Source organism: Gluconobacter sp. NFX36, assembly GCF_049887835.1.
GTDB lineage: Bacteria > Pseudomonadota > Alphaproteobacteria > Acetobacterales > Acetobacteraceae > Gluconobacter > Gluconobacter japonicus_A.
On record NZ_JAGEKJ010000001.1, the window covers coordinates 166882 to 191816 of the forward strand.

At 57.9% G+C, this 24935-nt stretch carries 29 protein-coding genes; 13 read left to right on the forward strand and 16 right to left on the reverse strand.

The window, feature by feature from the left end:
• Positions 1–3 precede the first annotated feature (3 nt).
• Positions 4–351, reverse strand: a complete 348-nt coding sequence (locus J4P41_RS00795) for a gamma-glutamylcyclotransferase family protein (RefSeq protein WP_426065776.1) — start codon at positions 349–351, stop codon at positions 4–6.
• 24 nt (positions 352–375) lie between these two features.
• The gene (locus J4P41_RS00800) at positions 376–873 is read right to left on the reverse strand and encodes a DUF1543 domain-containing protein (RefSeq protein ID WP_426065777.1); all 498 of its coding nucleotides are present in this window, start codon (positions 871–873) and stop codon (positions 376–378) included.
• 90 nt (positions 874–963) lie between these two features.
• On the opposite strand from J4P41_RS00800, the gene J4P41_RS00805 reads away from it, so the two are divergent.
• The 5 genes from J4P41_RS00805 to purF all read left to right on the forward strand — a co-directional run bounded on the left by J4P41_RS00805 (position 964) and on the right by purF (position 6684).
• On the forward strand, positions 964–2181 hold the full coding sequence (locus tag J4P41_RS00805) for a PQQ-dependent sugar dehydrogenase (protein ID WP_426065778.1): 1218 nt from the start codon (positions 964–966) through the stop codon (positions 2179–2181).
• 235 nt (positions 2182–2416) lie between these two features.
• A complete protein-coding gene (thiC, locus tag J4P41_RS00810) occupies positions 2417–4270 on the forward strand; it encodes a phosphomethylpyrimidine synthase ThiC (protein WP_426065779.1) in 1854 nt (617 codons plus the stop codon).
• 39 nt (positions 4271–4309) lie between these two features.
• The gene (locus J4P41_RS00815) at positions 4310–4639 is read left to right on the forward strand and encodes a hypothetical protein (RefSeq protein WP_023944861.1); all 330 of its coding nucleotides are present in this window, start codon (positions 4310–4312) and stop codon (positions 4637–4639) included.
• Between the two features lie 16 nt (positions 4640–4655).
• Positions 4656–5219 carry a CvpA family protein gene (locus J4P41_RS00820; RefSeq protein ID WP_426065780.1) on the forward strand — a complete coding sequence of 188 codons (564 nt, stop codon included), beginning with the start codon at positions 4656–4658 and terminating at the stop codon, positions 5217–5219.
• 25 nt (positions 5220–5244) lie between these two features.
• Positions 5245–6684, forward strand: coding sequence for an amidophosphoribosyltransferase (gene purF, locus J4P41_RS00825; RefSeq protein ID WP_010500995.1), 1440 nt, complete (start codon positions 5245–5247; stop codon positions 6682–6684).
• Positions 6685–6718: 34 nt separating this feature from the next.
• Here the strand turns inward: purF and J4P41_RS00830 are convergent, their stop codons facing one another.
• The 12 genes from J4P41_RS00830 to ccmC all read right to left on the reverse strand — a co-directional run bounded on the left by J4P41_RS00830 (position 6719) and on the right by ccmC (position 19004).
• Positions 6719–7924 (reverse strand): diguanylate cyclase domain-containing protein, encoded by a 1206-nt coding sequence (locus J4P41_RS00830; RefSeq protein ID WP_426065781.1) that lies wholly within the window; start codon positions 7922–7924, stop codon positions 6719–6721.
• Between the two features lie 64 nt (positions 7925–7988).
• On the reverse strand, positions 7989–10187 hold the full coding sequence (locus J4P41_RS00835) for a histidine kinase dimerization/phosphoacceptor domain -containing protein (RefSeq protein ID WP_426065782.1): 2199 nt from the start codon (positions 10185–10187) through the stop codon (positions 7989–7991).
• Positions 10188–10355: 168 nt separating this feature from the next.
• Positions 10356–11861 (reverse strand): S10 family peptidase, encoded by a 1506-nt coding sequence (locus tag J4P41_RS00840; protein ID WP_211567568.1) that lies wholly within the window; start codon positions 11859–11861, stop codon positions 10356–10358.
• Between the two features lie 115 nt (positions 11862–11976).
• Positions 11977–13380, reverse strand: a complete 1404-nt coding sequence (locus tag J4P41_RS00845; protein ID WP_426065783.1) for a class II fumarate hydratase — start codon at positions 13378–13380, stop codon at positions 11977–11979.
• 160 nt (positions 13381–13540) lie between these two features.
• Positions 13541–13825, reverse strand: coding sequence for a hypothetical protein (locus J4P41_RS00850; protein ID WP_010501000.1), 285 nt, complete (start codon positions 13823–13825; stop codon positions 13541–13543).
• Complete coding sequence (ccmI, locus tag J4P41_RS00855) at positions 13822–14562, reverse strand: c-type cytochrome biogenesis protein CcmI (RefSeq protein ID WP_061932638.1); 741 nt, start codon at positions 14560–14562, stop codon at positions 13822–13824. The genes J4P41_RS00850 and ccmI overlap by 4 nt, the downstream gene beginning before the upstream one ends.
• A 3-nt stretch (positions 14563–14565) precedes the next feature.
• Positions 14566–15024, reverse strand: a complete 459-nt coding sequence (locus J4P41_RS00860; protein ID WP_010501003.1) for a cytochrome c-type biogenesis protein — start codon at positions 15022–15024, stop codon at positions 14566–14568.
• Positions 15024–15578, reverse strand: a complete 555-nt coding sequence (locus J4P41_RS00865; RefSeq protein ID WP_426065784.1) for a DsbE family thiol:disulfide interchange protein — start codon at positions 15576–15578, stop codon at positions 15024–15026. The genes J4P41_RS00860 and J4P41_RS00865 overlap by 1 nt, the downstream gene beginning before the upstream one ends.
• Positions 15579–15590: 12 nt before the next feature.
• Positions 15591–17570, reverse strand: coding sequence for a heme lyase CcmF/NrfE family subunit (locus J4P41_RS00870; RefSeq protein WP_426065785.1), 1980 nt, complete (start codon positions 17568–17570; stop codon positions 15591–15593).
• A gap of 8 nt (positions 17571–17578) precedes the next feature.
• Positions 17579–18082: a cytochrome c maturation protein CcmE gene (gene ccmE, locus J4P41_RS00875; protein WP_010501009.1), complete on the reverse strand. Its 504-nt coding sequence runs from the start codon at positions 18080–18082 to the stop codon at positions 17579–17581.
• Entirely contained in the window at positions 18079–18246 is a 168-nt protein-coding gene (locus J4P41_RS00880; protein ID WP_007282605.1) for a hypothetical protein, read from the reverse strand. Before J4P41_RS00880 ends, ccmE begins: the two co-directional genes overlap by 4 nt.
• Complete coding sequence (ccmC, locus tag J4P41_RS00885) at positions 18243–19004, reverse strand: heme ABC transporter permease CcmC (protein WP_007282604.1); 762 nt, start codon at positions 19002–19004, stop codon at positions 18243–18245. Before ccmC ends, J4P41_RS00880 begins: the two co-directional genes overlap by 4 nt.
• A 149-nt stretch (positions 19005–19153) precedes the next feature.
• Here ccmC and J4P41_RS00890 point away from each other — a divergent pair, with 149 nt between their 5' ends.
• Positions 19154–19573: an EVE domain-containing protein gene (locus J4P41_RS00890; RefSeq protein WP_282857384.1), complete on the forward strand. Its 420-nt coding sequence runs from the start codon at positions 19154–19156 to the stop codon at positions 19571–19573.
• A gap of 2 nt (positions 19574–19575) precedes the next feature.
• Here the strand turns inward: J4P41_RS00890 and J4P41_RS00895 are convergent, their stop codons facing one another.
• Positions 19576–20094 carry a hypothetical protein gene (locus J4P41_RS00895; RefSeq protein WP_010501020.1) on the reverse strand — a complete coding sequence of 173 codons (519 nt, stop codon included), beginning with the start codon at positions 20092–20094 and terminating at the stop codon, positions 19576–19578.
• Between the two features lie 117 nt (positions 20095–20211).
• Between J4P41_RS00895 and J4P41_RS00900 the strand changes: the two genes are divergently transcribed.
• On the forward strand, positions 20212–21045 hold the full coding sequence (locus J4P41_RS00900) for an EcsC family protein (RefSeq protein WP_062024467.1): 834 nt from the start codon (positions 20212–20214) through the stop codon (positions 21043–21045).
• A gap of 31 nt (positions 21046–21076) precedes the next feature.
• Positions 21077–21466 carry an MAPEG family protein gene (locus tag J4P41_RS00905; protein WP_426065786.1) on the forward strand — a complete coding sequence of 130 codons (390 nt, stop codon included), beginning with the start codon at positions 21077–21079 and terminating at the stop codon, positions 21464–21466.
• 4 nt (positions 21467–21470) lie between these two features.
• Here J4P41_RS00905 and J4P41_RS00910 read toward each other — a convergent pair whose 3' ends face one another.
• Entirely contained in the window at positions 21471–21638 is a 168-nt protein-coding gene (locus tag J4P41_RS00910) for a hypothetical protein (protein WP_156315464.1), read from the reverse strand.
• A gap of 93 nt (positions 21639–21731) precedes the next feature.
• Between J4P41_RS00910 and aat the strand changes: the two genes are divergently transcribed.
• The 5 genes from aat to bcp all read left to right on the forward strand — a co-directional run bounded on the left by aat (position 21732) and on the right by bcp (position 24911).
• A complete protein-coding gene (gene aat, locus J4P41_RS00915) occupies positions 21732–22391 on the forward strand; it encodes a leucyl/phenylalanyl-tRNA--protein transferase (protein WP_426065787.1) in 660 nt (219 codons plus the stop codon).
• On the forward strand, positions 22391–23257 hold the full coding sequence (locus J4P41_RS00920) for a hypothetical protein (protein WP_426065788.1): 867 nt from the start codon (positions 22391–22393) through the stop codon (positions 23255–23257). Before aat ends, J4P41_RS00920 begins: the two co-directional genes overlap by 1 nt.
• On the forward strand, positions 23257–23826 hold the full coding sequence (locus J4P41_RS00925) for a hypothetical protein (RefSeq protein ID WP_415515145.1): 570 nt from the start codon (positions 23257–23259) through the stop codon (positions 23824–23826). The genes J4P41_RS00920 and J4P41_RS00925 overlap by 1 nt, the downstream gene beginning before the upstream one ends.
• Before the next feature lie 149 nt (positions 23827–23975).
• Positions 23976–24365 (forward strand): hypothetical protein, encoded by a 390-nt coding sequence (locus tag J4P41_RS00930; protein WP_010501033.1) that lies wholly within the window; start codon positions 23976–23978, stop codon positions 24363–24365.
• Positions 24366–24425: 60 nt separating this feature from the next.
• Entirely contained in the window at positions 24426–24911 is a 486-nt protein-coding gene (gene bcp / locus J4P41_RS00935; protein ID WP_426065789.1) for a thioredoxin-dependent thiol peroxidase, read from the forward strand.
• Positions 24912–24935 lie beyond the last annotated feature (24 nt).

Sequence of the window (24935 nt, forward strand, 5' to 3'; positions counted from 1 at the left end):
GGGTCAGGCCTGAACGTAAACCCAGGCTGTCCGGCCGGAGCGCAATGTGACTTCGACCCGTTTGTAGTCTGACACTTCATAGGCATCCGCGGCCCGCAGTTCTGCTTCCGTAATGCGGAAGACTTTCCCCGCAACCTCATCCGATGGGTTCTTGCTGGGAATGACGACAGGGTGAAAACGCTTTCCACTTGCACGCAGGACGTCAGGGTCCGTGATTTCCACCATGGCAGTCGTATGGCCAGTCATGGCGTCCTCTTCTCCGTCCAGCAGGCGGCCGAATGAAGAAAGTTGGACATCGTCCTGCTGGAGTGTGCCGTAAGAGAACAGGAGGACTGAGGCGGCTTCGGTCATGAGAAAGTTTCCAGTCATCAGGGATCAGATGCGCTTGTAGCCCTGCCAGAGGGCCGTAACGAGCTGGCCGTCTGCCTGTGGGGTCAGGGTGATGTAGAGGCCATCGATCTGTTCCAGAGGAAGGCAGTCATCGACTTCCATGAAATTGTCCCGATGCTGATGGTCGTATCCAACCAGAAGGCAGGTCTTGGCTTTGGCCTTTGCTTCCGCTTCGGAACTGGCAACCAGAAAGGTGAAGGCGTGTTCTTCCTTCAGTTCACCCGGCGCATAACCGCCCATATTGATGAAATAGAGGGTTTTGTCTGAGGTGGGCTTGGTTGTGCTGAGTGTTACGGCATAGCCGTCCGCCCAGGACACTTCACCATAAGCGTCGACATGCAGGGAGTTCCGGATGCCAAACCAGCGTTCACCAAGGGATGGGTATGCGTCTTCCGGTTTTTCAGCGACGGCGAACTGAACGTCATGGACTTCGATATTCGCACCCGGGGCGCTTCCGCCCAGATAGAACACATACAGTTTCACGAGCCCGTCTCCTTGGTTTCAAAACGTCATATCAGCTTTGTGCCGTAAAGCTGAAGTCAGTCGGTCAGAGCTTTGAAAAGGATCTTTCCCATGGTGTCCGTGCTTAGAGTTGCCGCCCTTCTTGCTATCCTCGTTCCTTTGGGAACTGCGTCTGCGCGGGATTATCAGACGCAGGACAGTTGTGATGGCTTTCCGAAGGTCTTTCTGAAGACGCGGCCCGGTCTTTGTGTGGGGCTGGTGGCCAGTCATCTGGGGTTTGCGCGCGGGGTGGCAGCTATCGGCCATGATGTGTTCGTTCTGGATATGGGCGGTTGGCGAAAAGGCCAAGGCAGGTTGCTGCGACTAAAGCAGGACGGCCATGCCCCTCCGGAGGTTCTGCTGTCAGGGCTCGATGAGCCTAGCGCGTTGGTCTCTGGGACGGATGGTGCCCTCTATATGGGCGTTGCGGGAAAGGTTGTTCGTGTGGACCTGTCCGGAGCGAGACCCCAAATGCGGGATGTCGTCACAGGCCTCCCTGAAAAGGGGAGGCATCCTCTGACAGCGCTGGCCTTTGCACCAGACGGGCAGCTTTACATCAATATCGGATCGGCAACCGATCATTGTGAAACGCCGGACGGCGATGCGCCTGACGCGCGGAAAGCCTACCCTGAAACAGCACAAAATCCGCCGCGTGCAAGCATTATGAGCGTTCGTCCGGGACCAAATCCGGTCCTCTGGAAAGACACAAAGCTGGTTGCGACGGGTCTGCGCAATAGCATGGGCCTGGCAGTGCTGCCGAATGGAACGCTGGTTGCGGCTGTTAACGCACGGGACGCCATCAACAAAGCCGATCCTGCCTTGTCTGATACGGAATTGCCTCACGACACCTATGACGTGATCCGTCCGGGGGCGAATTATGGCTGGCCCTATTGCTTTGATGACAATCAGCCCAGCCCGGAATACCCGCATTATGCCTGTGCAGGCATGGAAAAGCCTGCCTTGCTGCTTCCGGCTCATGCCGCTCCACTTGGGTTGCTGGCTTATCAGGGCGACGCGCTTTCAGACCTGCAAGGGCAACTTGTGCTGCCATATCATGGGTATCGGAAGACCGGTCATCGGATCATGACGCTGAACATCAGCCCGAGTGGGGAGCCTGTAGGTGGGCCCGAACCGCTGGTCTGGGGTTGGGAAGGGCGTACTCCACTCTCCCCTGCAGGGGCTCCGGTCTCCGTTGCGGAAATGGCAGATGGCAGCCTGCTGGTGTCTGAAGATCACAACGGCACACTTCTGCGGATCGCGAAAAGTGATCCTCACGGGGAAACGCATTGACAGCATGACACCAATGCGATGAGTGTTGCCCTCACCAGGGGGAGCTTCGCCACAAGAAGCTGAGAGGTCACTGAAGGACTGAGAAGTCTGCGGTGTGACGACCCTGCCGGGCGCATCCTGCGTTCGGGAAACCTGATCCGGTTAGAACCGGCGGAGGGAATGGTGATGACACACAGCACAGCCGGCGCTGCCGGTACGCCATGCTGTTGCCCCCGCTGCGAAAAAGGGGGCGACCATGGGTGATATTCCAAATAATCTGAATAAAGGGCCGGCTGTCGGCCACGTGACGACAGGTCCGATCCAAGGCTCGTGTAAGAAGTGGTCTGAAGCGCCGGGGCGTCCGGACATTCTGGTGCCATATCGCGAAATCGCGCTGCATCCGTCTGCGAATGAGGAGCCTGTGCGTGTCTATGATACGTCTGGGCCCTATACGGACACGTCCGTTAGCATTGATGTGGAGAAGGGTCTTTCGACGCCGCGTGCAGCATGGCTGGCAAAGCGTGGCTTCCAGAAAGTCGAGGCTCGTGCCGTCAAGCCGGAAGATAATGGCTTTGCCAGCGAGGCACAGGCTGTTCCAGCGTGTCCGGCGCCTCATGACGTCTATTCCGGCGATGGTGCTCAGTACGTCACACAGTATGAATACGCACGGGCCGGGATCGTCACAGAAGAGATGATCTACATTGCCCACCGCGAAAACGTCTGCCGTGCCGAAATGGTGGCCGGTGCTGAAGATCGCCGGGCGGATGGTGAGGATTTCGGTGCGGAAATCCCGGCGTTCATCACGCCAGAATTTGTACGGGAAGAAGTCGCACGCGGACGGGCCGTGATTCCGGCGAACATCAATCACCCGGAACTTGAACCAGTCATTATTGGCCGAAATTTTCTTGTGAAGGTGAACGCCAATATCGGCAACTCTGCCGTGACGTCCTCTGCTGCGGAGGAAGTCGAGAAGCTGGTCTGGTCCATCCGCTGGGGTGCGGACACAGTGATGGATCTGTCCACGGGGCGGAATATTCATAACATCCGTGACTGGATCATGCGGAACTCCCCAGTCCCCATCGGGACGGTGCCGCTTTATCAGGCGCTGGAGAAGGTGAATGGCGTTCCCGAGAAGCTGACTTGGGAAATCTTCCGGGACACGCTGATCGAGCAGGCTGAACAGGGCGTCGATTACTTCACGATCCATGCCGGTGTCCGCCTTCAGCATATTCCGCTGACAGCAAAGCGCACGACGGGCATTGTCTCGCGTGGTGGCTCCATCATGGCGTCCTGGTGCCTGGCCCATCATCGTGAGAGCTTCCTGTACGAGCACTTCGAAGACATCTGCGACATCATGCGCCGCTATGACATCACCTTCTCATTGGGGGATGGTCTGCGTCCGGGATCAATCGCTGATGCCAATGATGCAGCGCAGTTTGCCGAGTTGGAAACGCTGGGTGAACTGACAAAGATCGCCTGGGCCAAGGGCTGTCAGGTCATGATCGAAGGGCCGGGTCATGTGCCGATGCACAAGATCAAGGTCAACATGACCAAGCAGCTTCGGGAATGTGGAGAAGCGCCGTTTTATACGCTTGGTCCGCTAACAACCGATATTGCGCCGGGCTACGATCACATCACGTCCGGTATTGGTGCGGCGATGATCGGCTGGTTCGGCACAGCGATGCTCTGTTACGTCACACCAAAGGAGCATCTGGGTCTCCCAGACCGTTCTGATGTCAAAACGGGCGTGATTACGTACCGTATTGCGGCGCACGCTGCCGATCTGGCGAAGGGGCATCCCGCAGCACAGTTGCGGGATGATGCGTTGTCACGGGCACGGTTCGAGTTCCGGTGGGAAGACCAGTTCAATCTGGCACTTGATCCGGACACGGCACGGAGTTTCCATGATGAAACCTTGCCCAAGGAAGCGCATAAGACCGCACATTTCTGTTCCATGTGCGGCCCGAAATTCTGCTCCATGAAGATCAGCCATGACATTCGTCGCGAAGCGGAACGTCAGGATGGCATGGCACAGATGAGCGAAGTCTTTCAGGAGCATGGCGCCAAGCTTTATGTTCCTGAAAAGGAAGTAGAAACGGTCTCGGAATAACCCGATAACCGAAATGATTTGGGGGATGGCCTTGCGTCTGTGGGCCATCACCCTCATCATGCTGTGATGCCGTTCAAGGAAGACCTCGTCCCGTTCCGAAAGACCCGCAAGGTCACGAAACTTGCAAACCGGCTCGGAACTTCAACGGCCAACTGCGTCATGCATGTCATGATCAATGATCGTCACGGTTTTGTTCGTGAAAGCGCATCCTTTCTTCTCGTATTGGAAAAGATCTGGAAGGCGCGCGGCCTGAACAGCGAGCAGGTCTGGGCAGAAATCGGAGAAAGAATCCGCCTTGCAGATGAACTTCGTGCTAAAGGCATCCGTCCGCGCAAAGGCGGCCAGTACCGTTCTACCAAACTGCCCTGATAAACTGTTCTGAGTGATGCCTGCGTTTCCAGACCTGTCTCATGTTTCTCCAGATGATCTGAGCCGGCTGGACATCGGTGTTCTGGTTATCATCGGCCTGTCGGCTCTCTGGGGGCTAACGCGTGGTTTCACCACGGAACTCTCAGGGCTGGTGGCATGGGCGTCTGCTGTTGTTCTGACCTATCGTTTCCATGCTGCTCTGGTACCGTGGATTTCCCCCTACCTGCATGAAAGCTGGCTGGCCGAAAGCGTAAGCGCGGCTGTTCTGTTTATCGTCATTCTTCTCCTGCTGACGACAGTGGCAGGTCGGGTAGGTGCTGCGGTGAGGGGCACTCTTTTTGGAGGCGTAGACCGCATACTGGGCGCTATTTTCGGCATTCTGCGCGGATATGTGATGCTGATTGCACTTTATCTGCTGGCAGGGTCTTTTTTTGGCTCATGGACCTCTTACCTGATGCAGGGAAGCGTTTCCGGGCCTTATATTGTGGCCGGAGCCGCACGGCTGGCAGGTTATCTGCCACATTCCTTGCAACCACATCTTGCATCTCCGCCCGCAAGCGGCCATGACGCGTCGTTGTGAACCCAGTCCGGAAAGGCCGAACTGCATGACTGCCTCCGATACTCTTAACCGTCCTTACGAGGAATGTGGCGTTTTCGGCGTCTGGGGCGTTCCTGATGCGTCTGCCCTAACGGCACTTGGTCTCCACGCTCTTCAGCACCGTGGCCAGGAAGCTGCCGGTATCGTCAGTTTCGATGGCGAACGGTTTCATCAGCATAAAGGTCTTGGCCTTGTTGGGGATGTGTTTGGTGACAGCCGTGTTATGGCGACCCTTCCGGGTAGCGTCGCTATTGGTCATAACCGTTACGCCACAACGGGCGGAACGCATGTTCGGAACGTGCAGCCGCTTTATGCTGACTACGAATTCGGCGGTTTGGCGGTTGCCCACAACGGCAACCTGACCAATTCAGCTACGCTGAAGCAGGCGTTGGTCAAGCGGGGTTGTATCTTCCATTCCCTGACGGATACGGAAGTCTTCATCCACCTGATCGCCATTTCCCTGTATTCCACCGTGCTCGATCGCTTCATCGATGCCGTCAAGCAGGTGAAGGGAGCTTACTCCCTGATCACTCTGACCCCGGATGACGGCCTGATCGGCATGCGTGATCCGTTGGGTGTGCGTCCGCTGGTTCTGGGGCGTATTCCTGGCCATGAAGGCGGAAATGGTGGCTGGGTTCTGTCCAGTGAGACCTGTGCTCTCGATATTATTGGAGCAGATTACGTCCGCGACATCGAGCCGGGTGAAATCGTGGTCATCAATTCTGATGGGCTGCGGTCCCTAAGGCCTTTCGGGGATCAGGGGGGACGCTTCTGCGTCTTCGAATACATCTACTTTGCTCGTCCGGATTCCGTGCTTGAGGGACAGCCTGTTTACGAGGCGCGTAAGCGCATCGGGGCAGAGCTGGCGCGTGAGACTGCGGTTGAAGCAGATGTTGTGGTTCCGGTGCCGGACTCCGGGGTGCCTTCCGCGATTGGATATGCGGCTGAGAGCGGTATTCCGTTCGAACTGGGCATTATCCGCAATCACTATGTAGGTCGAACCTTCATCGAGCCGACGGATCAGATCCGGAATCTCGGTGTGAAAATGAAGCACTCCGCCAATCGCCCTGTTCTGGCTGGTCGTCGCGTTATTCTGGTGGATGATTCGATCGTTCGTGGCACGACGTCCCGCAAGATCGTGGATATGGTCCGTGCGGCAGGTGCAACCGAAGTGCATATGCGCATTACGTCCCCGCCGACACGTCATGCCTGCTTTTACGGTATTGATACACCGGAAGAGAGCAAGTTGATGGCGGCAACTCATACAATGGAAGAAATGGCGGCGGCTATCGGTGTCGACAGCCTCGCTTTCATCAGTTTTGACGGGTTGTACCGTGCGTTGGGGCATGAAAGCCGTGCTGAAGGGGCAGGGCGTTATTGCGATGCCTGCTTTACAGGTGATTACCCCATTCAGTTGGTGGACAAGGAAGGCAATCTGGTTTCCTGACTAAGCCTGCCTCCGGGTACATTAAAAAAAGCGTTTACCCACTATGGGGCGACGCTTTTTTTGTTTCCACTGCAAAGGGCGGTGACGTGATTGTATCGTTCGCTCTCAGAACAACGGCATCTCGGCCAGTCCCCTTCGCAGCGTAGAGTGCGGCATCTGCTTTCTGCCAGACATCTGACCAAAGCGTTTTTGACGAATATCGAATATCTGCGCCAATACTCAGCGTGGCTTCAATACCTCTCTCTCCAATATTTTTGGCATCCTGTGTGAAAGTTTTCTTCAGGCGGTGAGCAAGCTCCAAGGCATGGGAGATGCTGGTGAAGGGAAAGAGAGCAGCGAACTCTTCTCCGCCAATACGGAAAAACTTGGCCTCCTGGGGTAAAACCTTCTGACTGGCCCTGACGGCGGCAATAATGACCTGATCCCCTGTCGTATGGCCATGGTGGTCGTTAATGGTTTTGAAATGGTCAATGTCCATAAGAAACAGTACATAGGGACGAGAAGAGTCTGTGTTCTGTTCCATCCACAGGTCCATGGCCCGACGGTTACCTGCGTGTGTTAGTGGGTCCTGAAGTGTCAGAAGATGGTGCTCTGCGGCTAATCGTTCCCGGGGAATGGCAATCATTGCCAGAGCGATGACAATACCCTCGATGATGACCAGAAAATTATACAGGATAATGGCCCAGACCGTTGAAGGCTGGCTACCGAGGGGTTCGGGAAGAAAAGGTGTTGAAAGGGTAAGTGCGCCGTAAACGAGCGTGTAGAAGGCAATGATTCTGCATAAGAGCCGTTCGGCTGATGTCTGCTTTTCCGTAGAGCAAAGAAGATCCCGGGCTGCCTGAAAATGAAACCCTGTGATGAAAAGCATGCGGACAATTGAACTGACAACGTGTCGGGTTCCGCTTGATGCAGCGTTGGCGGAAATGGCCAAAGACACCACACAAACAATCAAGACTGCTTTCAGGCACGTCCGACGACCCAGCATGGTGCGTATGGCCTGCCAGCCGAGACCATACGCTAATGTCATGAAAACTGCGCCAATACGCAGGCCCCACAGGCCGGGGATGAGAAAGGGGCTGGTAAAGAAAAATCCCGAAACTGACGCTGCCAGAAAAGGGCTGGAATACCAGAATGCTTTTCTGGTTTTGCCATGGGCCAGTTCAGCAGCAGTGAAATAAAGGCCGAAAATAAGGAAAAGAACCGTGCTGTATGCGAGCAGCGTGGTTGGGTCCGGGCTCATGACAGAAAGAGCGGAATTCCTTTAATCCGCATCGTTGATCTTCCTGTTCATGCGATACTCCGTCTCACGAATACAGTTCGTCCGGGGTTTCGTTATGATTCCCGGTTGAATGTGTATCAAGCGGTACGGACATGACAGCTTCCAGGCCCGGATGAAGAAGCGTGTAGGTCAGAGTGCCGGACAGGCTGCTGACAACGGCTTTCATCATACGCGTACCAAAGCCGTTTCCATTCATATCAATGTCGTGACACCCCTGATCGGACACTGTCAGGATCAGCCGATCGCCTGTTTCCGAAAGGGTGATATGCAGCGGGCCTGCGTCGCCACGATAAGCATATTTGCTGGCGTTAATGACCAGTTCCGTCAGAACAAGACCCACATTGATTGCGCGATCAGCCGACATTGTAACGGGAACAAGAAAAATGCGAAGGTGCTTTTCCCACGCTTCGCCCAGGGAGGAGCAGAGTTCCTGTATCAGTTCTTCAAGATAGCGGCTTAGATCAACCACACCCACATGATCGCCCCGATACAGACGCCTGTGAACCAGGCCGATGGCGGCAATCCGGTGCTGGGCTTCAGACAGGGCCTGGGTGGTTTCCTCATTCGTCGAGGTGCGGGCCTGTAGCTTCAGAAAGGATGCAACCATCTGAAGCGAATTCTGTACGCGGTGGTTGACCTCGCGGATCAGGAAATCCTTCTGTTGCAAGAGGCTTTCCCGCTCTTGCACCGTTGCGGTCAACGTGGCGTTCAGTTCACGAAGCTGATGAGTCTGGTAATCGGCAATCAGGATCCTGCGCAGACGGCGTGCCGCCTGTTTTTGTTCGGTATTCCAGCGTTGGGACTGGCCGCAGACAGTTTGCTGCCATGAAGCAAAGGACTTGCGCGGGTGCAGAATGCCGTCCTGGTCTGGTGTGCCTTTATGAGGATTCCCTGCCCACTCAATGACCTGAACAATTTCCACGCGGCTCCAGATTAACGTCAGGGGAGAGCGGAAAGGCAGAGCAATGGCGATAATGCCAGCCGAAAGAGTTGGCCAGTTCTCTGCCGGAGGATAGTCTTTGCCCAAGGAAGAACTGCAGAAAATCCCTCCATTGCTGCCCAGTCTGAGCCAGTCGCGGATGGCGAGCAGGTCAGCCTTGGCGGGTGTCACTCCACATGCTGTTACATCCTGCGTTCCAATGACCGCAAAGCCATCGCAGGGGAACAGACTTCGAAGTTCGGAGGCGAAATGGCGCAGATTGGTCTCAACGGATGCAGCGGCATCAAAATGCGAGGTAGCAAATTCCGTCGCGTTCCGGAGACGCAGACGTTCCTGGTAGGTGACCAGTTCCTCCTTGTTGCGCAGCTGCCGGGACATGACGCCAGCCAGTGTGCGGCAGGCGGCGCGAATGTCTTCGGAAAGGATGCGGGGCATTGCGTTGTGACAGGTGATCATGCCCCACAGCACGCCATCTACAACAAGCGAGATGGAGGCTGACGCTGCCACGCCCATATTGGCCATGTATTGCAGGTGAACGGGCGAAATGCTCCGAAGCTGCACATCGCTCAGATCAATCCCTGAAAGACCGGCTTCAGCAGGTCGGATGACGGCTGCCTCGTAATGGACATTCGGGATGACGCGGATACGGTTGCGCAGATAGAGCGCCCGCGCCTGACGGGGAATATCACTTGCTGGAAAGTGATGGTTCAGTAGCGATGGGAAAATCTCGTTGCGATGCTCCCCGACGACACATCCGGAACCATCTTCCTGGAAACGATAGACCATGACCCGGTCAAAGCCGGTCAGTTTTCTGAAGACCTTGGCGCCCTGGCGGCAGACTTCCGCAACATCCGGACACCGCTCGAAGCGGTCTGCCGTGGCATCAATGTGGCCAAAAATTTCCCACGTCAGTAGACGGGTTTCCTGAATCGGCTCCAGCTCTACCAGAAGCTTTCCATCCGAAGAGTGCATCAGAATACTGAATGTCTCACCCTGGAGGCCTGAAATCCGGGCATCGCTGAAGGATGCCGACGTGAAGCTGTGAAAGTGTTCAGACCGTAGACCCAGTAGGTCCGGGAGAGGGCGACCCAGCCACTCTGTTGATAAGCGTGTTTCAAGATCGCCTGCACCGCCCAGAACGGTCAGCGTGCTGGCATCGGCAATCAGGAGAAGTCCATATGCCTGTATCGCGTCCGGACGATGGATGGGTTCGCGGTCGCACGCTGTCAGCAATGCTTCTGAAAGAGGCTGCCCCAGCTGAGGCGTTTTTGAAGACGAAGTCAAAGTCTGAACAGTCCTCTCAGCTGTAGTGCAACAATCGCCCTGATGGGCAGCCCATTCATGATGATCGGCAGGAGAAGACGCAGGTTACGATCCGCCTTCCAGGCTGAGGAAGCTGGAAGGAATATATCGTGAACCTTAGGGTTTTCTCCCGCTGCTTGTCAATTTAACTCAGTGTTGAATGGCATCCTGCTGCATCCAGGATGCGACATCCAGAGACAGTGCATGACGGCTTGCCGGGCGCGTGTAGAGCATGTGGCCACCCTGATAGAGATGCAGGGACACGCGATCTGCTCCAACCGTTAGATGATCCTTCATCCAACGGGCCGTTCCGAACGGGCAGGCGAGGTCATAATAACCGTTGGCGACGAACACCCGCAGCCCCGGATCGAGCGCCAGAAGACGGTTCAGAACCGGAATCTGATGAACCGGTGCAGGACCGCCTTCACTCCACTTCCAACTGCTGTTCACCTTGAAGGACAGCAGATCGTAGGTCAGCGGCGTCTGGAACCCAAGATCATTGGCTGCATAACCCGAGAACGCATTACCGTAAGCGCGGCCAAAGCCGAACAGCGTCGGATCGGGGCTCTCGTCCAGCCCATCAGCGGAGGGGTCGGCAATCGTCTGGGTGTAGTCGTAAAGACCATGCAGCTTGCCATCGCGGGACATGACGTCATGCGAGCCGATCGCCGGAACACCATGCTGGCGGGTCACGACGTCTTCCGGCAGACCGGTGCGGCGGGATATTTCCGCGTAGAACGCCTTGCCCTCATCACCACTTGGCAGCTTGCCCGCGACCTTGCTCAGATAAGTACCCATGGCCCATTCGTAAGCCGCATCCGCAGACTGCGGTGTGACATTCGGGCTTTCATGCGCCGCAATAAGGCTGGGGATCATGAGGGCAGCGGACAGCGGGTTTTCGTCTGTATCCAGCAAAGGCATTTCGATCGCTGGAGACAGCATGACCACACCATTCAGCAGAATACCCTGTTCCATCTGAAGGGCATTGGCGACCTGAATGGACCGGATACCGCCATAGCTTTCACCCACCAGATAATGAGGGGAGGCCTGACGGCTGTTCTTGGCGGTCCAGAGCTGGATCGCCTTCGCAAACGTGCTGGCATCCTGCTTCACGCCATAGAACTGATCTCCAGCCTTCGCCGTGTCGAGCGGGCGGGAATAGCCCGTGCCGACGGCGTCAAAGAACACCATGTCCGTAAACGGAAGCCAGCTATCCGGATTATCGCCCAGCGTCGCATGGGTGCCGTCCGTTGCGTCCTTGGTGGGCATCGTCAGGGCAACCGGTCCCGCAGCGCCCAGATTCAGATAGGCCGTTGCAGCACCAGGGCCACCGTTGAAGAAGTAGGAGACCGGGCGCTTGGCATCCGTCGCACCGTCTTTGGTGTAAGCCACATAGAACATGCGGGCGGTGGGTTTTCCGTCCGGGCCGCGCAGCGTCAGCGTGCCAGCATGGGCTGTGTAGGCGATGCCATTCAGATGATGTTTCGTCACGGAATCAGTCGGGAGCAGGGCGGCTTCACCGGTAAAGTTATCCGTGGTCTTGGCTGCGTCCGTTTTGGGCGTGGGCGTCTTGGCGGCATCGTCTGCCATGGCAGGCAGGGCGGATACAGGGGAAAGAAGGGACAGGGCGAGCAGCAGCGCACGACGGGACATCATCTGTCTGTCATCTCCGAAAGAAGGATTACAGGATCAGACTGTCGCTACCAGTCCCGTTTCGTTACGGCTACCGATCCTGCATGAAGTTTTCGTCATGCAGGATCAGATTAGCAACTCAGGATTGGGTTGGTTTGATGTTGGGAGATAGCATCAGGCGCGGATCAGCAACACGATCATAGTCTTCCGCCGTCATGAACCCGAGTTCCAGTGCTGCGTCCTTCGGACTGAGATCCTTCTCCATCGCATGATGTGCCACCTGCGCGGCTTTGTCATAACCGATGGCAGGAGACAGGGCTGTCACCAGAACAAGGGATTGATCCAAGGCCTGCTTGATGCGTGCTTCATTGGCGCGGGTGCCCTCCACAAGATGCTGGCGGAAGTTCTCGGAGCCATCATGGAGAAGTGTAATGCCCTGCATGATATTGTGGATCATCAATGGCTTGTACACATTCATGTCGATCATACCGGACGCTCCGCCGAGGCCAACGGCAACATCATTGCTCATAATCTGAAGCGCCAGCATGGAGAGTGCTTCCGCCTGCGTCGGGTTGATCTTGCCCGGCATGATGGAAGAGCCTGGCTCGTTTTCAGGCAAGAGCAACTCACCAAAGCCCGCGCGTGGCCCACACGCGAGCAGGCGGATGTCATTGGCGATCTTGAACAGGCTGCCAGCGGTTGTCCGCAGACAGCCGGACAGATGCACCAACGCATCATGCGCACCCTGCAAGGCGAATTTGTTCTCGCCAGCCGTAAAATCAAGACCAGTGAGGCGTGCGATCTCGGTGCAGGCGCGGGTATCGAATCCGGGATCGGTATTGACGCCGGTGCCCAATGCCGTGCCGCCCAGAGCCAGCGGGAAAAGATCATCCCGGGCAGCCTCAAGCCGCGCAATATTGTCTGTCAGCATCCCGGCGTAACCTTGCCATTCCTGACCCAGTGTGATGGGAACGGCATCCTGAAGATGGGTCCGGCCAACCTTGACCAGATCCTTCCATTCTTCAGCTTTGGCAGCGATGGCATCCCGCAGTTTGGTCAAAGCCGGAATCAGGCGGCGATCAACGCCCAGTGCTGCCGCGACATGCATGGCGGTCGGGAAGTTGCAGTTGGTGGACTGCGCCATGTTCACATGATCGTTCGGATGCAGCGGTGTTTTGCTGCCAAGTGCATTTCCCGTCAGTTGGCTGGCTCGGTTCGCAATGACTTCATTGACGTTCATGTTGAACTGCGTGCCAGAGCCCGTCATCCACACATGGAGCGGGAACATGCGGTCATGCTGGCCGCTTGTGATTTCATCGCAGACCGTGTGGATCAGGGCCGCCCGATCCTGCGAAAGTCGTCCACTGGCCGCATTGGCTGTGGCGCAGGCCCGCTTCATGATCGCATAGGCTTCGATCATTTCGCGCGGCATCAGCTCGCGTCCGATGCTGAAATATTTCAGGGAGCGCTGCGTCTGAGCGCCCCAAAGAACATCATCAGCAACCTCGATCTGGCCCATGCCATCGGTTTCAATACGGCTCATGCGGTCTGGCGCTTTCCTGCAGGACGGGGGTTTCATGCCTGCGCGGACCCTACCTCAAGAGAGGAAACGGGAAAACCGGTTTGGATCGAACCGGGAATGTTCAGGGATGGTGCGTATGAGAAGTCATGACCTGCTCGCCTGAAACGCGCAGGTCAGGTTCTTATTGGCCCAGCCAGCGATCACCGCCGAAGCGGTTGTGAGAAAACAGGAACCCCGCGCAGAGGCCTGCGACGGCAAAAACGATCGTCCACAAAGACATCGGGATCAGCAGTCTGGAAATGGCTGCTAGAATCACCATGCCCGCAAAGGCGCAGATGCCAGACTCAATCAGGCGTGGGCCGAAATGCCGCTCGGCCCCGCAGTTCGGGCAACGCTCCGCAGTCGAGCGGATCTTTTCCCGGCAGACCGGGCAGATTGTGACGGCGCTGGACGCTGGTTCCATCATTGGCCGTTATTCTCCTCATGTTCACCCACGGCGATCCGCGCTTCCACAGCCATGCGCCATTGCGCATCAGCCGGGGCCGCCGCCAGGGCACGGCGATACAGATCAAGACTGTTCGCAGAAATGTGTCCGTCCTTCTGGGTCTGGAGTTCTGCGAGCTGGATTGCAAGCTCTGGCGTGAAATGAGTATCCAGCGCGACCTTCCAGTCGGCAATCGCTTCAGAAGTCAGACCCGCCCGTGCCTCGATCTGACCGAGCAGGACATGACCGGTCTCGTAGGTCGGATTGTCCTTCGGAATCGTGGAAACCTGTGCCTGAAGCTTCTGGATCATTGCCATGGCCTTCGCATCCGGCTTGACCTGCCGCGCACTCAGAGGCTGCGGGGGCAGAGAAGGATGGCCATTCACGATATAAAGGCAGAACGCAGCGAGCGGGATTCCGAAACCAACAGCCAGTACTGGCAGGAACCGCTTGGAGCGGGAGGCTCCCTCATTCAGGTCCGGGGCGGCAGATGACTCATCGGCGGCGAGCAGTCTGCGCTGGATTTCAATCCGCGCGGCGCCATATTCATCGCCACTGACGAGACCAAGATCCCGGTCCCGGTCGAGTTCCGCAAGCTGACCACGATAGAGTGTGAGGGCAGAGTCACGCGCATCCACCCGACGGCGGAGACGGCGCAGGCCATAGAGGGCCGGTAACAGGGCAACGCCTGCAACAATCAGGATTCCCAACCAGAACAAGACTTACTCCCGGCCCGACAGGGCATCCAGACGCGCGCGCTCTTCATCCGTGAGCGGCGCAGGCGTGACAACGCGGCGTCTCGTCGCACGCCAGGCAATAACAAGACCGGCCACCAGCGCCAGTGCCGGCATCAGCCAGAGCAGGGCGGTTGACCATGAAAACTGAGGCGCCAGCCGGATGAACTCGCCGTAGCGTTCCGTCATCCAGTCCATAATCTGCTGATCCGACTTTCCGGACGCGACCTGCTCCCGCACCACTTTCCGAAGATCACGAGCCAAAGGCGCGCTGCTGTCTTCAATGCTTTCGTTCTGGCAGACAAGACAACGGAGATGAGCGCCAATCGCTTCGGCCCGCTTTTCCTGTACGGGATTGGGAAGCATTTCCGCCGGATCATCGACGGCAAAGGCAATGCCACCCCCAACAAGTGTTGTGGCCAGAAGCAGCGCAGAAAGACGTTTCATCACAGGCCTGCCAGTCGCGGGCGGATTTCCGCTTCATAAATCTGCGGATCGAGCGCGGCGCTTCCATGCCAGAGGATTCGGCCCCCCGGCGCGATGAGAAAGCTCTCCGGAACTCCTGTCACACCCCAGTCAATCGCAACACGGCCATGGCGATCTGATGCGACACGGGCATAAGGCGTCCCATCACGTTGAACGAAGGCGCTCGCATTTTCTGGCTTGTCTTCATAGGCGATGCCCCAGATGGGCATGTTCCGTGAAATGGAGCGGAGGCCGGGCATTTCCTGAACACACGGAATGCACCAGGACGCAAAGAAATTGACCAGAACCGGGCGTGTTTCCGCCCTGAGTTCCTTGTCCGTAAAGCCGTCTCCCAGACCAGGAAGACCCGGCATGGCAAACTGCGGAATGGGGCGTCCGACATTCGGGTTTTTCACAGCCCGAGGGTCAAAGCCGCCACTTTCCATACCTTGAAGCATTTTCCAGAAGCCGACACCCAGAACGCCGGCACCCACAATCGGAAGGGCCGTCAACAAGCCCCGTCGTGTTGAGTTCATGCGTGTCTCTCCTCAGGCCTGGGCCATGTTCCGTGTGGCCGCCCTTTTCGGAGCGCCGACGCGCAGGCGACGGTCTGATAGGGAGAAGGCCCCACCAATCGCCATGACCAGCCCGCCAAGCCACATCCATGGAGCCAGCGGGTTACGGTGCAGACGTAGCACATAGGTCGCATCCGCGCCCGTTCCGTGTCGGTCGCCCACCACACCATAGAGGTCCGTAATGAAGTTCGTATGAATGGCGACTTCCGTTGTGGTCTGGTTCTGCGTGGTAAAATCGCGTTTTTCCGGATGCAGCGTCGTAATCAGTCTGCCGTTGTGACGGATGGCGATATCGGCCTGCATGGCGCGATAATTCGGACCTGCATAATCGTGCACGTTTAGAAGCGTCCAGTCATCTCCCGCAAGGCTGCGGGTCTCACCAACATGGATTTCCACAATCGCATGCTGGGCACTGGACATGCCGCACAGACCCAGAACGGTGATGCCCGCACCAATATGAGCCAGAGCCGCCCCCCAACTGGATCGCGGGAGGTTCCGGGCGCGGGCGAGCATCTCGCCCATGCTGGAATGACCTAGTCCGACGCGGCGCAGGATATCCGTGACGGACGCTGCCATGACCCAGATGGCCAATGCACCACAAGCGATCGGGAGTGCCCCAGAGAATTTCCAGAAGCACAGCACGAGCCCGACAGCAGCAATAATGGCCGCCACGAACAGGTGTGAGAACGTGCGCGCCAGTTGTGCGCGCTTCCAGGGCAGAGCCGTGCCGACGCCCATGGCCAGAAGGAGCGGGATCGTCAGGGGGATGGTGGCGGCATCAAAAAACGGCTTGCCGACAGAAATGGTACGGCCTGCCAGAAGCTGCATGAAGGGCGGGTACATCGTGCCCGTCACAACAACGGCGCAGATGGAACACAGCAGAATGTTGTTCAGCACCAGCGAGCCTTCGCGGGACACAGGTGAGAACAGGCCGCCTGAGGTCAGGGACGGTGCGCGCCATGCGAAGAGAGCGAGCGACCCTCCGATAACCAGCGCCAGAAGGCCGAGAATGAACACACCACGGGCCGGATCATTCGCGAAGGCATGAACGGAGTTCAGGATGCCTGAACGGACGAGGAAGGTTCCGGAGAGGGAGAAAGAGAACGTCGCGATCGCCAGCAGAACGGTCCAGATCTTCAGACCCTCGCGCTTTTCCACGACGATGGCGGAGTGAACAAGGGCGGTGCCCGTTAGCCATGGGATAAGAGACGCGTTTTCCACCGGGTCCCAGAACCAGTAACCACCCCAGCCCAGCACATAATAAGACCACCAGGAGCCCAGCGCGATACCGCAGGTCAGGAAGCACCAGGCTGCGACGGCCCATGGACGGACCCAGCGTCCCCATGCGGCATCAACACGTCCTTCAAGCAGGGCTGCGACGGCAAACGCGAACGGGACGGCAAAGCCGACATAGCCGGTGTAGAGAATGGGGGGATGGAATGCGAGGCCGGGGTCCTGAAGCAGAGGGTTCATGCCCTGACCATCCATTGGAGCCGGAAAAACGCGGTCGAACGGATTGGAGGTCAGAAGGCAGAAAAGCTGGAAACCAGCTGAAACACCCCCGAGGACCGCAAGAACGCGCCCGCGCAGGATATCCGGAAGATTTCGCCCGAATGCGGCGACAGCCGCGCCGCAGACGCCAAGGATCAGGGTCCAGAGCAGAACGGACCCTTCATGGTTGCCCCAGACGCCCGTGATTTTATAAAGCAGCGGCTTGGACGCGGCGGAGTTTGCAGCGACGTTCTGAACCGAGAAGTCATCATGCACGGCGCACATGATCAGACTGAAGAATGAGATCGCCAGAGCGAGAAGCTGCGACACCGCCAGAAACGGAGCCAGCGCCACTAGGCGGGCATTGCGCTTGTGAGCGCCCCAGAGGGGAACAACAAACTGGATGAGTGCGAGAACACAGGCGAGGGCCAGGGCGAAATGGCCCTGTTCTGGTCCGAACATTATGGTGTTCAGCCTCCGGCTTTCTTGGCGGTCATGGTGTCCCAGCTGGCAGCGTCAGGCGCCTTGCCGAAGCGCGGGTCCCACTTGCCCGTGCGTTTCAGTTCGTCGGCCACTTCCTTGGGCATGTAGGTTTCATCATGCTTGGCGAGAACTTCGCTGGCCGTGAAACCACCGTCTTTCTGGACGGTTCCAAGAGCAACGACGCTCTGACCTTCGCGGAACAGGTCCGGAAGGATGCCCGTGTAATGCACTTCCACGGCAGCCTGGCCATCGGTGACGTTAAAGGAGTTCACCGGAGCCCCATTTTCCGTAATGCGATGCAGGGAGCCCGCCATCACCATGCCGCCCAGACGGATGGTCCGGTCCGGAGATGGCGGGTTCGCTTTGACCTGCGAGGGAGCCATGAAGAACACGATATTGGATGAGAACGCCCGCAGCGTAAGAGCCGCAGCAGAACTGATGCAGGCGAGGCAGGCGATGACAATCCAGAGACGACGTGTCTTGCGGGTCATGATGCGGAGCTTTCACGGTGGCGAAGCTGGCTTTCGACAGCGGCCAGCCGGGTTTTGGCGCGGCGCAGGCGCAGGGCCGCACCAATGCCGAGAACCAGCGAACAGCCAATGGTCAGACCATAAGCGGCGGCAATATAGGGCCAGTGATTGGGAAGGTGCATCATGCTGCGGACCTGTCCGAACGGTTGAGCCGGGACCGGGCCATAAGCTGACGGGTTCGGCTCTCGTGGATTGCGGCACTCAGCCGGGCGAAAATGACTGCGGCAACACCAAGCGTGAAGCCGATGGTCGTGATGAGGAGCGGCCAGAGCATCGTCATGGACATGGTGGGAGCTCCTGTCAGCGTGATGCTGTCCGGCTGATGCAGGGTGTTCCACCACTGCACACTGAACTTGATGATCGGCAGGTCAATCGCACCAGCCAGCGCCAGAATGGCGGCGGCGCGTTGCCCGCGGGCAGGCTCATCGAAAGCGCGGATCAGGGCGATATGGCCCAGATACAGGAAAAATAGCACCAGAACGGAGGTCAGGCGCGCATCCCAGACCCACCATGTGCCCCACATCGGTTGACCCCAAAGGGAGCCGGTAATGAGACATAATGCAGCAGCGCAGGCTCCGACCGGGCCAATCTCGATGGCGGCCAGATCGGCCAACGGATGGCGCCAGACCAGCGACAGCAGGCCGCAGATGGCCAGGCCGAGGTAACAGGACGAGGCAAGCCAGGCCATGGGAACATGCACATACATGATCCGGACCGTCTCGCCCTGTTGCCAGTCCGCAGGGGCGAAGAACAGACCCCACACGATCCCGACCGTCAGGAAGATGATCGCGCCGGTGGACAGCCATGGCTGAAGCGCACGGGCCAGACGCAGGAACTGCCCCGGATTGGCATAACGATGGAGCAGATTAGGCGTAGGGCGCACGGGAACTCTCAAACTCCGCGAAATATTTCTACATGAAATAGTCCGAACCCCTCACAATCGGAAGAGGTGCATTGTCCCATTGTTCCTATGACTGTTATCACGTTTCACGGAAATGAGCGCGAAAGGGGAACTTTTCGCAGGAGAATGACGTGGCGTACTGGCTGATAAAATCTGAACCCGAAGCCTTTTCGTGGAGCGAACAGGTTCACAACGGGGTGGAACCCTGGACAGGCGTTCGCAACTATCAGGCCCGCAATAATCTGGCCGCCATGAAGATCGGTGATCTGGCGCTTTTCTACCATTCTGTGAGTGAAAAGCAGATTGTGGGTGTCGTGGACGTCGTGAAGGAAGCATATCCGGACCCGACTGCGGAGGATCCGCGCTGGGTCTGTGTGGACGTGAAAGCAAATGGCGCTTTTGCAAAGCCCGTTACGCTCGCGCAGATCAAGGCTGACCCTGAACTGGAAAACATGGCGTTGCTGAAGCAGTCCCGCCTCTCCGTTGCGCCGGTCACGGAACCGGAGTTCCGCTACCTGACGAAAATCGGAGACTGGGTAAAAGGGCGCTGACCTCAATGAATGTCTGAGGCGTCGCCGTTGACCAGAATATTCGTCTGCCCGTTGGACGGATGTCCGGCATAGGTCAGCGGCAGGTCTTCGCTATGATAAGGGGCTGTAACGGGAGCATTGAACTTCACCGGCATCCCGAAAATGCTGAAATGGGACGGCAAATTGTTTGCGCCGTTGGTTTTCTGCTCGGCATTGGTGCCCGGCATCCCGACCGGCAGATGAGTTCTCACTTCCCCGCTGTAGTTCGCGAGTCTCTCTTCCGAGTCTTCAACTGTCGTGTAGCCATGCGGCGGGGGCGGTGCACCGCCGTCCGGCAGGGCAACCTGCTGTGCGGGCGTCAGAACCTTGTCAGGCTGATTGTTCAGCTGATGCGCCGTCGAGGGCGGGATCTGTGGCAGATCGGCCGTACTGTGGCTACGATGGGCATGATGTGGAGCGGACAGCGCCGGCGTGGCCACTGTCGCGAGGAGACTGACCGCCAGTGGGGCAGACAGGATCCAGCGGGAAAATGTTTTCATCATATGTCCTTCTCCACACCCGGCCGTGGCACCCGTCAAGCAGGGGGCTTTCGTGATGCGATATGAAACCTGCTATCGGGTAAACGGTTTCGGGTCTTACGAACAGGAGTTTTGATCGTCATGACCGTAGAGAATGGCTCGCAGCTTCCGACCAGCGAATTTGCATCACTGGCGCTGGACGGGGAGTCCCTGGCCCAGCTTCAGTCCGTGCTGGCACGCGTCGAGCAGGGGCGCGGCGTCCTCGTCCGTCTGGCTGATCTGATGGGTGGTGCTGTCGGACAGGCTGCGCGACTCGGGATGAAGGGACTTGGTCTTGCGCCGGGTCTTCAGGAAAAAATGCAGAAGACCGCGGAAGTCGCCATTGAACAGGCGTTCAATGTTGCGATCGTCGGGATTAAAAACGACGTTCCGCTCAAGCGCGATATGTGGCGGGAGAATGCCGGACAGGCGGCTGTAGCCATCTCGGGCGCTGTCGGTGGTTTTGGCGGAGTATTCGGCCTGGCCCCGGATGTCGGGTTCACGACGTTGACCATCATGCGTGAGATCGGCCGCATTGCCCGCGAGGAGGGCGAGGACCTGCGTGATGAAGAGACGCGCCGGGCCTGTCTGGAAGTCTTCGCGCTCAAGACCTTTCCGGCCCGTCAGGAAGACGAGGATGGCGAACTCGGATTCTTCTCGGCCCGCGCTCTGTTACGAGGACGCCCGGTCGTGATGCTGATTTCCGAAGTGGCGTCTCATTATGGCATTGGCCTGTCGCGGAAGTTTGCCCTTCAGATGGTGCCGGTTGCCGGTGCGCTCTGTGGTGCGTCGCTCAATTCGGCGTTCCTTGCCCATTACCGTGCGCTTGCCCGGGCACATTTTACGATCCGCCGTCTGGAACGGACGCATGGCCGGGCCGTTCATGAAGCAGCCATGGATCTGCGATCCGGAGCAACGTCTGAGTCCTTCTCCTGAGTTTGCAGGGGGCTGAAACCGGAGAAACAGTATGTCGATGAGTCTTGTCTGGCTGGGCTGGACGCTCGTTCTGGCCGTTGCGCACCTGTTTCTCACCTCGGGCGCCTGTCGGCGTCAGGACGGCGTTCAGTGGGCCACCGGAAACCGGGATGGTGAGACACCACATTATACCGGCCTCGCTGCTCGGATGCGCCGCGCACAGGCCAACCTTCAGGAAACACTCCCGATTTTCATTGGGGCAGTTCTTCTGGCCCATGTTGCCGGAAAGGATGGCGCTCTGGTTGCCTGGGGTGCAGGGCTCTATTTCTTCGGACGTCTGCTCTACGTCCCAGCCTATGCGTTTGGCTGGGGAGCAGTGCGCAGTCTCATCTGGGGTGGATCAATTGTCGGATTGTTCCTTGTTCTTCTGGGCCTGATTTGAAGGCCTAGCCCTTGCTGGGACGCAGGCGCCAGAAGTCCAGAAGTCCCCAGAAGACAATTCCTGCAAGGCAGATTTTGACAAGCGCCATCAGCAGGCCATGTGCTTCAGGAAGCAGCAGGCGCAGGAGCGCCAGCGGTATGAGAAAGATCATGTAGACAAAGGCGAGTGGCAAGGCGGCTCTCCATGAAGGTCGAGGATCTGTGTATCATGCCGACAGACAGAGAGGCCAACATTTCCCTTATGCAGGATCGAGAGCACCGACGGCATGTCTGACGTCACACCGGAAAGCCTGCTTGATGCCTATGCGTCCGGTATTTTCCCGATGGCTCCTGACCGGGACAGTGATGAACTGAACTGGTACTTTCCGGAGGAACGCGGAATTCTTCCACTGGACGGCATGGTGGTACCGCGCAAGCTGATGCGCACCATCCGGTCCGGCAAGTTTCAGGTCACGGCAGATCGGGCTTTTGGAGACGTCATGCTGGCCTGTGCCGAACTGGCGCCCGGCCGGGAAGAGACCTGGATCAGTCCTCGCATCTGCGCCCTCTATGGCGTCCTGCATCAGCGAAACCATGCTCATTCCATTGAGGTCTGGGACGGCGAGAGGCTGGTCGGCGGGTTGTACGGTGTGGCGCTGGGGGGCGTATTTTTCGGGGAAAGCATGTTCTCCCGGCAGCGGGATGTTTCCAAGATTGCGCTGGTCCATCTCGTTGCAGGATTGCGTCAGGGAGGCTATCGCCTTCTGGATACGCAGTACACGACACCTCATCTGACAACACTGGGCGGTATTGGTATTCCTGCTGCGGACTATCTGGTTCTGCTCAACCAGGCTTTGACTGTCCGCGCCGTCTGGCCTGACGATTTCAGTCTGCACGCCCTGCGCGATGACATCGCGTCTTTACGCCCACATCCAGGAGAGTCCTGATGATTTCACTCTTTCGGCGGCATCGGTCTGCTTTTCTCGCAAGTCTGCTTTTTTGTGCAGGCAGCGGCGCAGCAGCCTACGCCGATGACCATCCGAGACTGTCTCCGGCGCGGGATGTCACTGTCACATATCATCTGTCCGCTCCGGGGATGCAGGGGGCTGGCGGGGATGTGAAGGTTTATTTTTCCGGTTCGGGAGATCTGCTGCGAATTGATTCCGCAGATGGGCGCGGCATTACGATTCTTGATCGCCCCAAGCAGGTTGTGACGCTCGTCATGCTGGAGCGGAAGCTCTACGCCCATATCCGGCCCCAGCACGGATTGCATAATCCGTTCATGCTGGATCTCGGAATGAAATACACCAAGGCAGGTCAGGCCACGATTGCCGGAGTCCCGTGTGGGCGATGGGATATCCAGACGGCCCATGGCAAGGCCAGCGCCTGCGTGACGGAGGATGGCGTGATCCTGTCCGAGAACGGTGTGGATGCGGATGGAGCAGAAGGCTCTATTCAGGCCACGAACGTCGCTTACGGAGATCTGCCGACAGCGACATTCGAGCCGCCGGCAGGGTTCCAGGAAATCACGCCTCGTACGTCCCCCCATCATTCTTCCGCTGGTGGCAGCCAGTCCACGTCCCCTACGCCTGCCCCTGTTCCTGAAGGTGGCGCGGCAGGCGACTCGGCTGTGCAGGCGCCCGGCCATATTGCCGCACAGGGCACACCTGCCGAGACGTCGGCTCCCGTTGTTCCACCGGTGTCTCCTGAAGACGCAAGTCAGCCGTCCGTCTCCAATGATTCGGCAGGCGATGGAACGGTCTCTACCCCTGATCAGCCTCCGAGTGGCCCATCCAATGGTGGCCAGAACTGATGCGGTGCGGTTTTCGGGGGCTCGCTGTACTGGCAGGGCTGCTTCTTGGCGCTCAGACGACGTATGCCGCGGATACAGCGCCTTACGTCACGCCAATGCATGATGCAGATATTGATTATGTCATGGTGGGCCCGAACGGGCAGCATCTTCATCAGCGGATGCGTTGGAGCGCAAAGCTCTGGCGACAGCGTGTGGACCCCGAAGGGGCGGCAACGGTCATGCTGACGGATTACCGGACCCATCGGCTGATGGTGCTGGATACGACCGCAAAAAGTGCGACCGTGACTGAAGCGCCCGGCGATTCGTTTTCCGCTCCCGGTACGCCTGCTCCCGGAACGTGGAAACAGGTTGGTCCTGCCACAATTGCGGGCGAGGCCTGCATGATCTGGGAAAGCGTCGATACGAACAAACTCCCCACGGATTTCTGTTACACGACGGATGGTCTGTTATTGGGCGCAACCCAAGGCGGACGGCTTGTTGTGCAGGCAGCGTCTGTCAGTCGGGCGGGGCAGGCGGATGATCTGTTTGATCCTCCTGAAGGCTATCACCGGATTGATCCCAAACACTGAAAAATACCCGCCATGGCCGTCATGATTTGAGAAAAATCTGCCATGATTGTTGCCTTTTCCTGCCATTTTCCTATGGCAGATTTCTTCTCACAGGACGGGTGGAACCATTCTTCGGGACTGCCCCGTCTGACGTAATGAGGAGATTTGCCATGCGTCGCATCACCCGTGCAGTTCTTCTGGCTGCACCCCTGCTGATCGGCACGGCAGTAGTTGCCCCGAATGCCGTTGTTCCCACTGCTGAAGCACATTGGCATGGTGGTTATGGCGGTCCCGGATATGGTGGCCCAGGACGTGGCTATTATGGTCCTGGACCGGGCTGGCATCACGGTGGTCATCACGGAAACAGCGGTGCCGTGATTGGTGGAATTCTTGGCGGCCTTGCAATCGGCGCTGTAGGGGGTGCCATGTTGGGTCAGTCCTATGGTCCGCCTCCGCCGCCGGTTGTCTATGCTCCGCCGCCTCGTGTCGTTTATGCGCCACCACCGCCGGTCGTTTACGCTCCGCCACCACCGCCTGTTGTGGTTTATCCGCAATACTGAGGCATTATTGCCCTTCGTCCGCCTTGATCGGGCGAAGGGTGTCAGGCAATCATGGTGCCTATGACAGATCATGCTCTTCAGCCGGGTGACCGTGCTCCAGCGTTTTCGCTTCCCGTTTCGGGGGGCGGTGCCGTCAGCAGCGAAACGCTGAAGGGCAAACCGTATCTGCTGTATTTCTATCCCAAGGCAGATACGCCCGGCTGCACAACGCAGGCCTGTTCCCTTCAGGAAAATCTGCCGTCCTTCGACAGCGAGGGGCTGACAATCATTGGCGTCAGCCCGGACCCGGTTGCGAAAATCGACCGTTTCGCCAAAAAATATGCTCTCACATTTCCGCTGGCCTCCGATGAGGATCACGCTGTCGCCGGGGCTTATGGCACATGGGTTGAGAAATCCATGTACGGGCGGACCTATATGGGCATGGAGCGCAGTTCCTTTCTTGTGGATGGGAACGGTGTCATCCGCCATATCTGGCGCAAAGTGAAACCTGCCGATCATACCGCACTGGTGGCTGAGGCTTTCCGGGATATGACCAGCGGGGCCTGAACTGCCCTTCCGCCATCCTTTCCA